The following is a 14,035-nucleotide window of genomic DNA, read 5'->3' on the forward strand; positions in this document are numbered from 1 at the left end:
TGCAGTGCACAATAAATAATCCCGTGTGTTTTGTAAGGTTTAGTTAAACAAAACGCGCGACGAAGGAATTGGTGTACATGGCCGGCAAATCGATCCACACCCGATGGCCGCTGCCGGGGGCGACGGTGACCGGCTCGCCCTTTTTGTTTTCCATGCCGGTCAGCGTCAAAACGTGGTTGCCCGACGGGTGCACGCATTCCAGTCGGTCGCCGACGGAAAACCGATTTTTGACCTCGATTTCCATGAGGCCGCGCACCGGGTCGAAAGCGACGGCATCGCCAACGTAGAGGCTGCGATCCGATTCGGAGCTGCCGCGCAGGTAATTCTGGTATTCGACGTCGTGGTGGCGCTGCAAAAAGCCATCGGTGTAGCCGCGATTGGCCAGACCTTCGAGTTCGCGGAGCAGGGCGGGGTCGAGCGGCTTGCCGGCGACGGCGTCGTCGATGGCCTGGCGGTAGGCCTGGCTGGTCCGCGCGACGTAGTACGGGCTCTTGGTCCGGCCTTCGATCTTGAGCGAATCGACGCCGATTTCGACTAGGCGCTGCACATGCTCAATGGCGCGCAGATCCTTGGAGTTCAGGATGTAGGTGCCGTGCTCGTCTTCCTCGATCGGCATGAGCTCGCCCGGGCGCTGCTTTTCTTCGAGCAGGTATTCGATTTCATTTTTGGGCATTTTTTCCGGTTTACCGTGGGAACTGCCGTCGGAAGTGCTCAGCTTGTAGTCCCAGCGGCAGGAATTGGTGCAACTGCCCTGGTTCGGGTCGCGGTGATTGAAGTAGCCGGAAAGCAGGCAGCGGCCCGAGTAGGCGATGCACAGCGCGCCATGGACGAAGACTTCGAGCTCGATGTCCGGGCAACGCTGGCGGATTTCGGCGACTTCGTCGAGCGACAGTTCGCGCGACAGGATGATGCGCTGGACGCCCATTTTCTGCCAGAAACGCACCGAGGCCCAATTCACCGTGTTGGCTTGCACCGAGAGGTGAATGACCTGTTCCGGCCAGGTTTCGCGCACCATGTCGATGAGGCCGGGGTCGGACATGATCAGGGCGTCGGGCTTGAGGGCGATGACCGGCGCCATGTCGGCCAGGTAGGTCGGCAGCTTGGCGTTGTGCGGGATGATGTTGCTGACGACGAAAAACTGCTTGCCGCGGGCGTGCGCTTCGTTGATCCCGTCGCCCAGTTTTTCGATGCTGCCGAACTCGTTGTTGCGCACGCGCAGGCTGTAACGCGGCTGGCCGGCGTAGATGGCGTCGGCGCCGAAATCGAAGGCGGTGCGCATCATGTCGAGCGAGCCGGCGGGGGCGAGGAGTTCAGGGGCTTTGGACATAGTAGAATGCAGCGAAACCGCGCATTGTAGAGACTATGTCTGAAGAAATCCTGATCAATTTCACCCCGCAGGAAACCCGCGTTGCCGTCATGCAACAGGGTGTCGTCCAGGAACTCCATATCGAGCGCACGGCGAGCCGCGGGCTGGTCGGCAACGTCTATCTCGGCCGCGTCTGCCGCATCCTGCCCGGCATGCAGTCCGCCTTCATCGAGGTTGGCCTGGACCGCACTGCTTTCCTGCATGTTGCCGACATCTGGCAACCGCGTGAAACTGCGACCGAAAGGCCGATCGAGAAGATTCTGCACGAAGGGCAAAGTGTCCTCGTCCAGGTCGTCAAGGACCCGATCGGCACCAAGGGAGCCCGCCTGTCGACCCAGGTTTCGATTGCCGGCCGCATGCTCGTCCATTTGCCGCAGGAAAAGCATATCGGCATCTCGCAGCGCATCGAGTCCGAAGCCGAGCGCGAGTCGTTGCGCGAAAAAATCAATCGCCTCGTGCCGGCCGAAGAGCCGGGTGGATTCATCGTCAGAACCATGGCTGAGAATGCCAGCGACGAAGAGTTCGCCACGGACATCGCGTACCTGCGCAAGACCTGGGCCGATATCCGTGAAAAGGCCCGCACCTTCGGGCCACCCACCCTGCTTTACCAGGAGTTGTCGCTCGGCCAGCGCGTCCTGCGCGACTTCGTCAATCCCGACACGACGCGCATCGTCATCGACTCGCGGGAAAACTTCCAGAAGCTGACCGCCTTTGCGCAGGAATACACGCCGGCGGTGATCCCGCTGCTCGAGCACTACATCGGCCAGCGCCCGCTGTTCGACCTGCACGGCGTCGAGGATGAAATCCAGAAAGCCCTGGCCCGCCGCGTCGACCTCAAGTCGGGCGGCTACCTGATCATGGATCAGACCGAGGCGATGACGACCATCGACGTCAACACCGGCGGTTTCGTCGGTGTGCGCAACTTCGACGACACCATTTTCAAGACCAACCTCGAAGCGGCGGTCACCATCGCCCGCCAGCTGCGCCTGCGGAACCTCGGCGGCATCATCATTGTCGACTTCATCGACATGGAAAACGAAGAGCACAAGAGAGCAGTGCTCGACGAATTCAACAAGGCCTTGGCCCGCGATCACACCCGCCTGACGGTCAACGGCTTCACCCAACTCGGCCTGGTCGAAATGACCCGCAAGCGGACCCGCGAATCGCTCGCCCACGTGCTCTGCCAGCCCTGCCCGACCTGCGGTGGCCGTGGCGAGGTCAAGACGGCACGCACCGTCGCTTACGAAATCCTCCGTGAACTGCTGCGCGAAGCCCGCCAGTTCAACGCCCGCGAATACCGCATCCTGGCTGGCCCGGCCGTGGTCAATCTCTTCCTCGATGAAGAGTCACAGGCACTGGCCATGCTCTCCGACTTCATAGGCAAGTCCGTTTCACTGCAGTCAGAACCGAGTTATTCACCCGAGCAGTACGACATTGTTTTGATGTAATTCCCCCGAGGAGACAAACCATGAAAACAGAACCGGAGTTCGACAGCCTTGTACCCGCCCAATCTTTCGATCGCAGGAGTTTCATTGTGACCAGCCTGGGTGCCGGCTTCGCCTTGGCCACCCAGCCCGTGATGGCCCAGACGGCCATCAAGACCGACGAAACCGGCATCGTCGCCGGCGAGATCAAGGTGCCGGTCAAGGACGGCGAGATGGTCGCCTACCGCGCCGTCCCCGGTGGTCTCGAGAAACCGCCGGTCGTCCTCGTCGCATCGGAGATTTTCGGCGCCCATGAATACATCCGCGATGTCTGTCGTCGGCTGGCCAAGCTCGGCTACTGCGCCATTGCTCCCGAATTGTTCGCGCGCCAGGGCGATCCGCGCCAGATCAGTGCCATTCCTGAAATCCTCGAAAAAATCACCTACAAGACGCCCGATGCGCAGGTGCTCGGCGACCTTGATGCCTGCGTTGCCTGGGCGGCCAGCAAGGGCGCCGACACCAGCCGCCTGGCGATCACCGGCTTCTGCTGGGGCGGCCGCATTGCCTGGCTGTACAGCGCCCACAACCCGGCGCTCAAGGCCAGCGTCGCCTGGTACGGTCGTCTGGTCGGCATGGCCAGCCCGATTACGCCGAAACATCCGACTGAACTCGTCGGCGAACTCAAGGCGCCGGTCCTCGGGCTCTACGGCGGACTCGATACCGGCATTCCGCTGGAATCCGTCGAGGCCATGGAAAAGGCCCTGCAGCAAGGCAGTCTGGCCGCCAAAGCGTCGGAAATTCACGTTTACGACAATGCGCCGCACGCCTTCCATGCCGATTACCGTCCGAGCTACCGCAAGGAAGATGCCGAAGACGGCTGGCTGAAAATGCTCGCCTGGTTCCGCAAAAACGGCGTCTGATCGCCGATTCGAGGCTGCAAGGGGGCGCCTTCGTGCTAACCTTCGCGCCTCGACAAGACACTGTTCCATCATGACGACTACCGAAGCCACGACCACCAAGCCGAACGACACCCGGGCCCTGCTCAAGGACCTGCAGGAACGATTCGATGTCTTCCGCAATTTCAGCCCGCTGGCCATCGGCATCGACAAGCAGGTCTTCGCCCTGTTGCCCGAACTGAGCAAGAAATCCCTGCGCCTTGCCATGCGCAGCCACACCATTTCGACGCGCTACCTGAAAGAAATGGAAAAAGGCACGGTACGCCTGAATCTGGACGGCACGCCAGCCGATGAGGTGACCGACGAAAACCGTCAGCACGCCGCCGAGCAACTGCGCGAGCGCTTCAAGAAACAGGCCGAGGCACGCAAGGCCGCCGAGGCAGAAGCCAAGGCCGAGCAGCGCCGGACGGAAAAGCTGAACCAGCTCGCCGAGAAATTCGGCCGCAAGTAAGTCGGTTCCGAACAAAGAAAAAGGCCAGTCGCTTGACTGGCCTTTTTTCTGGAATTCTTTGGTTGCGGGAGCAGGACTTGAACCTGCGACCTTCGGGTTATGAGCCCGACGAGCTGCCAACTGCTCCATCCCGCGTCCGATAATCGTTTTTGCTGCTACACCGCGACTGGCAGTGCAATCTAAACAATAAGCCAGGGTTTGGTGTTGGCTGAGTGCTTGGAATTTATGGTGGGGCGCGACAGATTCGAACTGTCGACCTACGGATTAAGAGTCCGCTGCTCTACCAACTGAGCTAGCGCCCCACGTTCCCTGGATTTGCTGGTGGGTCGGCCGAGATTCGAACTCGGGACCAACGGATTAAAAGTCCGCTGCTCTACCGACTGAGCTACCGACCCGACCTACCGGGAGCGCGCATTATATAGACGGTGACCATGACCGTCAACGGAAAAGGCCTCTGTGAAGAATTGTGAGGATAGGTGTGATCCGGCTGTTCAGTGCCGATGATGCGGCTAGAATAAATTGTCGTTCAAGGCTGTTGAGCGAACGGACCGGAATGCATTTTTCAAGGAGAGCACCATGACGGAACAAGATATTTCACGCTATCAGGATCTTTTGATCACGACGGCGACCGAGGTTGGGCTGAAATTGCTGGCAGCCATCGCCTTCTGGGTGATCGGTCGCTGGCTGATCGGCATGGCGCTGCGCATGCTGCGTTCGGCGCTGGAGAAACAGAAAGTCGATCCGACCCTGCTGCGCTACATCGGCTCGATCGTTACCGTGACCCTCAACGTGCTGCTGGTGATCGGTATTCTCGGCTACTTCGGCATTCAGACGACGACCTTCGCTGCCCTGATTGCAGCGGGTGGTGTCGCCATCGGCATGGCCTGGTCGGGGCTGCTGGCGCATTTCGCCGCCGGCGCCTTCATGGTGGTTTTGCGCCCGATGAAGGTTGGCGATTTTGTCTCGGTCGCCGGCGTGACGGGCACCGTGGCAGAGCTGGGCTTGTTTACGACGACCATCAACACGCCGGACAACGTGCAGACCATCCTTGGCAACAACAAGGTATTCAGCGACACGATCCAGAATTTCACGGTCAACCCGTTTCGCCGCGTTGATCTGAAATGCCAGTTGTCGGGGGCGGCCGACCATCGGGCAGCGATGGCCTTGCTGCGCGAAAAGATCGCGGAGATTCCGAATGTCCTGGCCGAGCCGAAGGTGGATGTCGAAATTCTCGATTTCACGCTGGTCGGCCCGGTCCTCGCCGTGCGTCCGTACTGTCACAACGACAACTACTGGCAGGTCTATTTCGATACCAACAAGGTGTTGCGCGAGGCCTTGGCCGAGGCCGGCTTCCCGGCGCCAATGCCGGCGCAGAATGTGTTCGTTACGCAAGCGGCCTGAGCCGCTTCCGGCTTGAATACGAAAAAGCCCGCTTCGGCGGGCTTTTAAATTTTGGTCGTTTTTTCCGGTTGACCGTGGCAATACCTTTCAGCCGAGACGGCGGCAGATTTCCGTGGTCAGCGCGGACTGGTTCATCGCGTAGAAATGCAGTCCCGGTGCGCCGCCCTTGAGCAGGCGTTCGCACAATTCGGTCACGACATCGAGGCCGAAGGCGCGGATGGAATCGCTATCGTCGCCGTAGCTTTCGAACTTCTTGCGCATCCAGCGCGGCAGTTCGGCGCCGCAGGCATCCGAGAAGCGTGCCAGCTTGGTGAAGCCGACGATGGGCATGATGCCCGGCACGATGGGGACATCGACGCCCAGCGCCCGGGCTTCGTCGACGAAGTGGAAATAGGCGTCGGCGTTGTAGAAATACTGGGTGATGGCCGAGTTGGCGCCGGCCTTGACCTTGCGCGCGAAGGCGTCGAGGTCGTCTTTCGGGCTGCGCGATTGCGGGTGCCATTCCGGGTAGGCGGCGACTTCGATGCTGAACCAGTCGCCGGTTTCGGCGCGGATGAATTCGACCAGCTCATTGGCGTAGCGGAATTCGCCGGTTTCGGCCATGCCCGACGGCAGGTCGCCGCGCAGGGCGACGGTGCGCTTGATGCCGGCGGCTTTGTATTCGTTGAGGATGTCGCGGATGTTGTCACGCGTCGAGCCGATGCACGACAGGTGCGGCGCGGCGTTGTGGCCTTCGGCAGCGATTTCCTTGACGACGGAGAAGGTGCGCTCGCGGGTCGAGCCGCCGGCGCCGAAGGTGACCGAGAAGAAGGCGGGATTGAGTTTTGCCAGCTCGGCGCGCACGGTGCGCAGCTTGTCGACGCCTTCCGGCGTTTGTGGCGGGAAAAATTCGATGGAGATTTCTGTAGTCATTTTTTCAACCAGATGAAAAATTCGCGGTTGCCATCACCGCCGGTAATCGGGCTGTTCAGCCAGGCTTTCACGGTCAACCGGAAATTTTGGGCTAAATCGAAAAACTTGCGTTCGACGCCGGCGTAAAGCACCGGATCGCGGACGATGCCGCCCTTGCCGATGTTGGCCGGGCCGACTTCGAACTGGGGTTTGACGAGGAGCAGCAGGTCGCCGTCGGTGGCGAGCAGAGCGGGCAGTTGCGGCAGGATGAGCGCCATCGAAATGAAGGAGACGTCGCCGACGATCAATGCGAAACCGCCTTCCGGCGAGGCTTCGCCGAGATCGGCTGAGCTCAGTGCGCGACAGTTGATGCCTTCGAGCGCCGTGACGCGCGGGTCGCCGGCCAGTCGGGGATGCAATTGCCCGTGGCCGACATCGACGCCGACCACATGGCTGGCGCCTGCTTGCAACAGGCAGTCGGTGAAACCGCCGGTCGATTGGCCGACATCGAGGCAGCGCTTGCCGTCAGCCGAAAGGCCGGTTTCGGCCAGCGCCCCGGCCAGCTTGAGGCCGCCACGCGAGACGAAACGGTCTTCGGGATCGACTTCCACGGTCAACTGGGTTTTTGGCGGTAAATCGAAAGCCGGTTTGACGATGGTGCCGCCCGACCAGCTGACCCGGCCAGCCGCAATCAACCGCTGGGCAGCCGTGCGCGAGGCGGCAAGCCCCGCTTCGACCAGCAGTTGATCGGCCCGCGGCACTATTTACCGGCCTTTCGCCGACAAAAATACCGCGCTGAGCGCCCAGGAAATCACGCTGTAAACCACCGAGCCGAACAGCGCCGGCCAGAAGCCGCCGACGTTGAAGCCATCGACCAGATAGCCGGCAAACTGAAAGAGCAGGGCGTTGATCACAAAAATGAACAGGCCCAGCGTCAGCAGCGTGACCGGCAGGGTCAGCAAAACGAGTAGTGGGCGCAGCACGGCGTTGATCAGCCCGAGAACGAGGGCGACGATCAGCGCCGTGCCGAAACTTGCCACATGGACCGACGGCACGACATATGGCAACGCCAGCAGGGCGAGCGCGTTGATGATCCAGATGGCAAGTAATCGCATGGGTTTAGTACCGGTAATGGTCGGCCTTGTACGGGCCTTCCTTGGCAACGTTGATGTAGGCGGCCTGCTCGTCGGTCAGCTCGGACAACTGGGCATTGAGCGTCTTGAGTTGCAGGCGGGCGACCTTTTCGTCGAGGTGCTTGGGCAGCGTGTAGACGCCGACCGGGTACTTGTTGGAACCCTTGACGGCTTCTGTCCACAGTTCGATCTGGGCGATGGTCTGGTTGGCGAACGACGAGGACATCACGTAGGACGGATGGCCGGTGCCGCAGCCGAGGTTCACCAGGCGGCCCTTGGCGAGCAGGATGATGCGCTTGCCGTCCGGGAAGATGACGTGATCGACTTGCGGCTTGATCTCTTCCCACTGGTACTTCTCGATCGACGCGACGTCGATTTCGTTGTCGAAGTGACCGATGTTGCAGACGATGGCGTTGTTCTTCATCGCCGCCATGTGGTCATGGGTGATGACGTGGAAATTGCCGGTCGTCGTGACGAAAATGTCGGCCTTGTCGGCAGCGTATTCGGTGGTGACGACGCGATAGCCTTCCATGGCCGCCTGCAGGGCGCAGATCGGGTCGATTTCGGTGACCCAGACTTGTGCCGACAGGGCGCGCATGGCCTGGGCGCAACCCTTGCCCACGTCGCCGTAGCCGACGATAAGGGCGACCTTGCCGGCGATCATGACGTCGGTGGCGCGCTTGATGCCGTCGACGAGCGATTCGCGGCAGCCGTAGAGGTTGTCGAACTTGGACTTGGTGACCGAGTCATTGACGTTGATGCCCGGGAACTTGAGTTCGCCGCGCTGATGCATCTGGTACAGGCGATGCACGCCGGTGGTGGTTTCCTCGGTGACGCCCTTGACGGCGGCCAGACGCACGGAATACCAGGTCGGATCGACAGCCAGCTTGGCCTTGATGGCGGCGAAGAGGATGGTTTCTTCTTCCGAGCCCGGCTTGGCGACAACCGAGATGTCCTGCTCGGCACGAGCGCCGAGGTGGAGCAGCAACGTGGCATCGCCGCCGTCGTCGAGGATCATGTTCGAGTAGCCGCCGTCGGCCCATTCGAAAATGCGATGGGTGTAATCCCAGTAATCGACCAGGGTTTCGCCCTTGACGGCGAAGACCGGGATGTTCTGCGCAGCAATGGCGGCGGCAGCGTGATCCTGGGTCGAGAAGATGTTGCAGGAAGCCCAGCGGACTTCGGCGCCGAGCGCAGTCAGCGTCTCGATCAGCACGGCGGTCTGGATGGTCATGTGCAGCGAACCGGTGATGCGCGCGCCCTTGAGCGGCTGGGTCTTGGCGAATTCTTCGCGAATGGCCATCAGGCCGGGCATTTCGGTTTCGGCAATGAGGATTTCCTTGCGACCCCAGTCGGCAAGGTTGATGTCAGCGATAACGCAGTCTTTGAATTCAGCCACAGTAAGCTCCTAATAAACTGTGACGGGGAGGAGGCGGTGTCTCACCGAACCCCCTGCGCCCGGCAGGGTTGAACAGTGAGCGCGGTTTCAAACCGAGCCTGGGGGTGATCTCCTGCAGCGCTCCTCGGTAGGGTGCGGATTATAAAGCCGTTTTCAGGTTTTGTCGCCTGCCCAGTAGTGGTCGATGTCCTTGATGCCCCATTTTGCCGCTTCTTCGCGGCCGGCGATTTTTTCGGGGCTGCGGGCGATGTCGATCAGCTCTGGCTTGATGTAGGCCTGCGACTTGGTCGAGAAAAAGACCTTGACCTTGGGCTTGAGCAACGACTGTTCGCCCTGCTCGACGACGACGCCCAATTTTCCTGATTCCAGCCTGACCAGCGAGCCTACCGGGTAGATGCCGAGGCTTTTGACGAAGGCCTGAAAAACGGTCGGGTCGAAATGGCCCTTCCATTCGGACATGCGCTTGATCGACTCGGCAGGATCCCAGCCAGCCTTGTAGGGGCGATTCGAGGTGATCGCATCGTACACGTCGCACACGGCGCCCATTTTGGCGAACAGGCTCATCGTTTCGCCGTTGAGTCCCTTCGGGTAGCCGCTACCGTCGATCTTTTCGTGATGGTGCAGGCAGACATCCTTGACGATATCGGTGATGCCTTTGCCCGCCAGCAACAGCTTGTGGCCTTCTTCCGGGTGGGTCTTGACGAGGGCAAACTCCTCCTCGGTCAGTTTCCCCGGCTTGTTCAGAATCTCCATCGGAATCATGGCCTTGCCGAGATCGTGCAACAGGCCCGCCATGCCGGCTTCGCGGGTTTGCTGCTCGTCCAGTTCCAGTTTTCGGGACAGCGCGATCATCAGGGCGCAGACGGCGACCGAATGCATGTAGGTGTAATCGTCGGCAATTTTCAGGCGGGCCAGGCTGATCAACGCACCCGGATTGCGCAGCACGGAATTGGAAATTTCCTCGACCAGCGGCGCTGCGGCTTCAGCCTCGATGGCCTTGCCCATGCGCGCTTCCTGGAACATCGAAACAACGGCTTCCTTGCCCTTGGCGCAGATTTTTGCGGCGCGTTTGACTTCGTCGTTGAACGAAGCCTTTTCCTGAACGGCGGGCAGTGGCTCGGGAATTTCTTCAACCGCCACGATCTGTTCGGCGCCGGCGATGTCGATATCCAGCCCTTTGGATACGTCGATCCAGACCTCGGAGATCGAACTTTCGCGGATTAGCGAGAGGTCATTGGGATCGCTCAGGACGAATTTCGTTCGCCAGAACGGATGTTCCAGCCAGGCACCACAGAAGGCCTGCAGGTGCATGCCCAGCGTTAGCTCCTGAACGGGGATTTTTTTCAGCATATTTGGTGATTTTAACGAAAAAGGGAGCCGTTCAGGCTCCCTTCTTGCAAAACTTCACAATGCTGTTGTTTTACAGGCCAGCGTCCGATTTGAGCAAGTTGGCGCGGTCTGTGGCTTCCCAGGTGAATTCCGGCTCGTCGCGGCCAAAGTGGCCATAGGCAGCGGTCTTCTGGTAAATCGGGCGGAGCAGGTCGAGCATATTGACGATGCCTTTCGGGCGCAGGTCGAAGTGTTTCTTGATCAGCGCGGTCAGGGTTTCGTTGCTGACCTTGCCGGTGCCGAAGGTGTCGACCATGACCGAGGTCGGCTCGGCGACGCCGATGGCGTAGGAAACCTGAACCAGGCAGCGTGAGGCAAGGCCGGCGGCGACGATGTTCTTGGCGACGTAGCGGCCGGCGTAGGCAGCTGAACGGTCAACCTTGGATGGATCCTTGCCGGAGAAGGCGCCACCGCCGTGCGGTGCAGCACCGCCGTAGGTGTCGACGATGATCTTGCGACCGGTCAGGCCGCAGTCACCTTGCGGGCCGCCGACGACGAAACGGCCGGTCGGGTTGACCAGGAACTTGATGTTGCCCTTGATCAGTTCTTTCGGCAGCACCGGCTTGATGATCTGTTCGATGGTCGCTTCGCGCAGGTCCTCGAGGCTGATGTCCGGCGAATGCTGGGTGGACAGCACGATCGTATCGATCGAATCCGGCTTGCCATCGACGTACTTGATGGTGACCTGCGACTTGGCATCCGGGCGCGCCCAAGGCAGGCGGCCGTCCTTGCGCAGCATGGCCTGACGCTCGACGAGGCGGTGCGACAGGTAGATCGGCAACGGCATCAGCGACGGGGTTTCGTCGCAGGCGTAGCCGAACATCAGGCCCTGGTCGCCGGCGCCCTGATTGAGGTTGTCGTCGTAGGCCTTATCCACACCCTGAGCGATGTCCGGGCTCTGCTTGTCGTAGGCGACGAGCACGGCACAACCCTTGTAGTCGATGCCGTATTCGGTGTTGTCGTAGCCGATGCGCTTGATGGTCTCGCGGGCAACCTGAATGTAATCGACGTTGGCATTGGTGGTGATTTCACCCGCCAGGACGACGAGGCCGGTGTTGCACAGGGTTTCGGCGGCAACGCGGGAATGCTTGTCCTGAGCCAGGATGGCGTCGAGGATGGCGTCGGAAATCTGGTCGGCAACCTTGTCCGGGTGGCCTTCGCCGACGGATTCGGAAGTGAAGAAATATTCGCTCATGTGAAGCTCCAGTGGTCCTTTTATCCGGCGCTACCTGCTTCGGACCACGAGCGGTGACGCTTTAGCAGTATTTATTAGTCGCCCCGCAAGTTGTCTGTTTAACTCGGCGAACGGATAATATTAAACTTTTCTGAGGGGGATTCAACCCCCGGGGCTTCATGGTTTTTATCTTTCGCATCCTTTCCCGCCTGCCCCTGAGCGTCCTGCACCTGCTGGGTGGCTGGCTCGGCCGCCTGACTTACTGGCTGTCGCCGACTTATCGTCGTCATCTCCGCGAAAACATCGCGCAGGCCGGTCTTCCACCGTCACTGCGTGGCAAGGTGGCGGCCGAAACGGGCAAGCAGATGCTGGAGTTGGCCCGCATCTGGATGCGTCCGCTCGAGGAAGCGATTCCGCTGGTGGCCGACGTGGTTGGCTGGGAGCATGTCGAGGCGGCGCAACAGGCCGGCAAGGGCATCGTCTTTCTGACACCGCACCTCGGCTGTTTCGAGATCACCGCGCAGTATCTTTCGTCTTTTGGTGATATCACGGTGCTCTACCGTGCACCAAAATCAGCGGTAGCCCAGGAACTGATCCTGACCGGCCGCAAACGGGCCCATTTGCATCTGGCGCCGGCCGATCTCTCGGGCGTGCGCGCCCTGATCAAGGCGCTCAAGAAGGGTGAAATGGTCGGCATGCTGCCCGATCAGGCACCGAAGACCGGCGAGGGGGCCTGGCTCAAGTTCTTTGGTCGATATGCCTACACGATGACGCTGGCGGCTCGCCTGACCGAAACAGGGGCCGCCTCTTTGCTGACCTGGGGCGAGCGTCTGCCCGGCGGACGTGGCTACCGGGTCCATTTTCAGCCGCCAATAAACCCGCTGGCGGGTTCCACGGTCGACCGGGCGCAGCAGATAAATGTCGAAATTGAGACGCTGATCCGCCAGTGCCCAACGCAGTATTTGTGGGGCTACAACCGATACAAAAGACCGGCCGGTGCCGACGCGCCACCGGCGGAGTGAGTTCCTTGAAGATTTTCTTTACCTATATTCTGGTTGGTTTTCTCTGGCTGCTGCACTGGTTGCCGTTGTCCGTGTTGCGTTGGCTGGGCAGCGGGCTGGGGCGTCTGCTCTATGCGCTGGGTCGTAGCCGGCGCGAAGTGGCACTGACCAACCTGCGCCTGTGCTTTCCTGAGAAAAGCGAAGCCGAGCGGGAAACCTTGGCGCGCCGTCATTTCGTCGCCTTTGCCCGGGCTGTGCTCGACCGCACGCTCGGATGGTGGGCCTCCAGGGAACGGCTGCAGCGCATCATTCGCATTCACGGGGTCGAGCATCTGACTGATCCCGAAGGCCGGCCGGTGGTCATGCTTTCTCCGCATTTCGTCGGGCTGGATGCCGGCGGGACGGTGATCTCGATGCACGTGACGGGATGCAGCGTCTTCTCGAACCAGAAAAATCCGGTCCTCAACAAGTTGCTTTATGATGGCAGGATGCGTTTCAACGAGGCGATACTCCTCTCGCGTCAGGATGGCATGCGCAAGATCGTCAGGGCCATGAAGGACGGACACCCGTTTTACTACCTGCCGGACATGGATTTCGGTCCCAAGGAATCGATTTTCGTGCCTTTCTTCGGCGTTCAGGCAGCAACGATTCCCGCGTTGTCGCGGCTGGTTCGCCTGACCAATGCGCGCGTCGTGCCGGTCATCTGCCATCAGGTGCCGGATGGCTACGAGATCGAGGTGATGCCGCCCTGGGAGAATTTTCCCGGCGAGAGCGTCGAGGTCGATACCGAATTCATGAACAAATTTATTGAAAGCCAGGTGCTGCGCATGCCGGAGCAGTATTTCTGGTTGCACAAGCGCTTCAAAACCCGGCCACCCGGAGAGCAGAGGTTTTACAAATGAACAGCCTGAACGTTGAAATTCGTCCCGTGACGCCGCCCGATGTGCCGGCGATCTCGGCCCTGGCCCGCGAAATCTGGCAGGCCACTTACCCCGGAATCATCACCCAGGAACAGATCGATTTCATGCTCGAGCAGCGTTACGGCCATGAGCGCCTGTACGATGATCTCGAGGATCTGCACAAATGGCTCGATCAGGCTTTTCTCGGTGATCGCCGGGTAGGCTTCGCCTTCAGCGAAATTTACAAGGGTGAATTCAAGCTCGACAAGCTGTATATCCACCCCGACGTGCAGCGTCAGGGGGTTGGCGGGCAGTTGATTGCCCACGTTGCGGCGCGGGCAAAAAAAGAGGGCTATCCCTGTGTGATTCTGGCGGTCAACAAGCGCAACGACAAGGCGATCAATTCGTACATGAAATATGGTTTCGTCGTGCGTGAGGCGATTGTCGACGATATCGGCCACGGCTACGTCATGGACGATTTCGTTATGGAGAAGAAACTTTAAGTTTTTGAGGCAACTCTCTGTCTCTGTTATGTTTTTCCTAATCTTTCG

General features: G+C 60.2%; 14 protein-coding genes, 3 tRNA genes and 1 riboswitch. Of the genes, 7 read left to right on the plus strand and 10 right to left on the minus strand.

The window, feature by feature from the left end:
* Window positions 1-43: 43 nt before the first annotated feature.
* A complete protein-coding gene (gene trhP, locus KI610_RS00945; RefSeq protein ID WP_226496863.1) occupies window positions 44-1,327 on the minus strand; it encodes a prephenate-dependent tRNA uridine(34) hydroxylase TrhP in 1,284 nt (427 codons plus the stop codon).
* Window positions 1,328-1,362: 35 nt separating this feature from the next.
* Between trhP and rng the strand changes: the two genes are divergently transcribed.
* The 3 genes from rng to KI610_RS00960 all read left to right on the plus strand — a co-directional run bounded on the left by rng (window position 1,363) and on the right by KI610_RS00960 (window position 4,197).
* Window positions 1,363-2,814: a ribonuclease G gene (gene rng, locus KI610_RS00950; protein ID WP_226496864.1), complete on the plus strand. Its 1,452-nt coding sequence runs from the start codon at window positions 1,363-1,365 to the stop codon at window positions 2,812-2,814.
* A 20-nt stretch (window positions 2,815-2,834) separates the two neighbouring features.
* Window positions 2,835-3,710 (plus strand): dienelactone hydrolase family protein, encoded by an 876-nt coding sequence (locus KI610_RS00955; RefSeq protein ID WP_226496865.1) that lies wholly within the window; start codon window positions 2,835-2,837, stop codon window positions 3,708-3,710.
* A 70-nt stretch (window positions 3,711-3,780) separates the two neighbouring features.
* Complete coding sequence (locus KI610_RS00960) at window positions 3,781-4,197, plus strand: ProQ/FINO family protein (protein ID WP_226496866.1); 417 nt, start codon at window positions 3,781-3,783, stop codon at window positions 4,195-4,197.
* Between the two features lie 59 nt (window positions 4,198-4,256).
* On the opposite strand, the gene KI610_RS00965 is transcribed toward KI610_RS00960, so the two are convergent.
* The 3 genes from KI610_RS00965 to KI610_RS00975 all read right to left on the minus strand — a co-directional run bounded on the left by KI610_RS00965 (window position 4,257) and on the right by KI610_RS00975 (window position 4,592).
* Window positions 4,257-4,332 (minus strand) — tRNA-Met (locus KI610_RS00965).
* A 91-nt stretch (window positions 4,333-4,423) separates the two neighbouring features.
* Window positions 4,424-4,499: transfer RNA gene (locus KI610_RS00970), tRNA-Lys, on the minus strand.
* Between the two features lie 17 nt (window positions 4,500-4,516).
* Window positions 4,517-4,592 (minus strand) — tRNA-Lys (locus KI610_RS00975).
* Between the two features lie 181 nt (window positions 4,593-4,773).
* Here KI610_RS00975 and KI610_RS00980 point away from each other — a divergent pair.
* Complete coding sequence (locus KI610_RS00980; RefSeq protein ID WP_226496867.1) at window positions 4,774-5,598, plus strand: mechanosensitive ion channel family protein; 825 nt, start codon at window positions 4,774-4,776, stop codon at window positions 5,596-5,598.
* A gap of 87 nt (window positions 5,599-5,685) precedes the next feature.
* Here the strand turns inward: KI610_RS00980 and metF are convergent, their stop codons facing one another.
* The 6 genes from metF to metK all read right to left on the minus strand — a co-directional run bounded on the left by metF (window position 5,686) and on the right by metK (window position 11,605).
* Window positions 5,686-6,510 (minus strand): methylenetetrahydrofolate reductase [NAD(P)H], encoded by an 825-nt coding sequence (gene metF, locus KI610_RS00985; protein WP_226496868.1) that lies wholly within the window; start codon window positions 6,508-6,510, stop codon window positions 5,686-5,688.
* Window positions 6,507-7,250 carry a TlyA family RNA methyltransferase gene (locus KI610_RS00990; protein WP_226496869.1) on the minus strand — a complete coding sequence of 248 codons (744 nt, stop codon included), beginning with the start codon at window positions 7,248-7,250 and terminating at the stop codon, window positions 6,507-6,509. Before KI610_RS00990 ends, metF begins: the two co-directional genes overlap by 4 nt.
* Window positions 7,251-7,253: 3 nt before the next feature.
* Window positions 7,254-7,604, minus strand: a complete 351-nt coding sequence (locus tag KI610_RS00995) for a phage holin family protein (protein ID WP_226496870.1) — start codon at window positions 7,602-7,604, stop codon at window positions 7,254-7,256.
* Between the two features lie 4 nt (window positions 7,605-7,608).
* On the minus strand, window positions 7,609-9,021 hold the full coding sequence (ahcY, locus tag KI610_RS01000) for an adenosylhomocysteinase (protein WP_226496871.1): 1,413 nt from the start codon (window positions 9,019-9,021) through the stop codon (window positions 7,609-7,611).
* A gap of 70 nt (window positions 9,022-9,091) precedes the next feature.
* A riboswitch (S-adenosyl-L-homocysteine riboswitch) is annotated at window positions 9,092-9,153 on the minus strand.
* A 21-nt stretch (window positions 9,154-9,174) separates the two neighbouring features.
* The gene (locus KI610_RS01005) at window positions 9,175-10,371 is read right to left on the minus strand and encodes an HD-GYP domain-containing protein (RefSeq protein WP_226496872.1); all 1,197 of its coding nucleotides are present in this window, start codon (window positions 10,369-10,371) and stop codon (window positions 9,175-9,177) included.
* A gap of 70 nt (window positions 10,372-10,441) precedes the next feature.
* The gene (gene metK / locus KI610_RS01010; RefSeq protein WP_226496873.1) at window positions 10,442-11,605 is read right to left on the minus strand and encodes a methionine adenosyltransferase; all 1,164 of its coding nucleotides are present in this window, start codon (window positions 11,603-11,605) and stop codon (window positions 10,442-10,444) included.
* 158 nt (window positions 11,606-11,763) lie between these two features.
* On the opposite strand from metK, the gene KI610_RS01015 reads away from it, so the two are divergent.
* From KI610_RS01015 to KI610_RS01025, 3 genes are read left to right on the plus strand one after another with little or no spacing between them, the layout of a single operon-like run.
* Window positions 11,764-12,606 carry a lysophospholipid acyltransferase family protein gene (locus tag KI610_RS01015; protein ID WP_226496874.1) on the plus strand — a complete coding sequence of 281 codons (843 nt, stop codon included), beginning with the start codon at window positions 11,764-11,766 and terminating at the stop codon, window positions 12,604-12,606.
* A gap of 5 nt (window positions 12,607-12,611) precedes the next feature.
* Window positions 12,612-13,487, plus strand: a complete 876-nt coding sequence (locus tag KI610_RS01020) for a lysophospholipid acyltransferase family protein (RefSeq protein ID WP_226496875.1) — start codon at window positions 12,612-12,614, stop codon at window positions 13,485-13,487.
* The gene (locus KI610_RS01025) at window positions 13,484-13,987 is read left to right on the plus strand and encodes a GNAT family N-acetyltransferase (RefSeq protein ID WP_226496876.1); all 504 of its coding nucleotides are present in this window, start codon (window positions 13,484-13,486) and stop codon (window positions 13,985-13,987) included. Before KI610_RS01020 ends, KI610_RS01025 begins: the two co-directional genes overlap by 4 nt.
* Window positions 13,988-14,035: the final 48 nt, after the last annotated feature.

The organism is Ferribacterium limneticum (assembly GCF_020510565.1).
GTDB lineage: Bacteria > Pseudomonadota > Gammaproteobacteria > Burkholderiales > Rhodocyclaceae > Azonexus > Azonexus limneticus_B.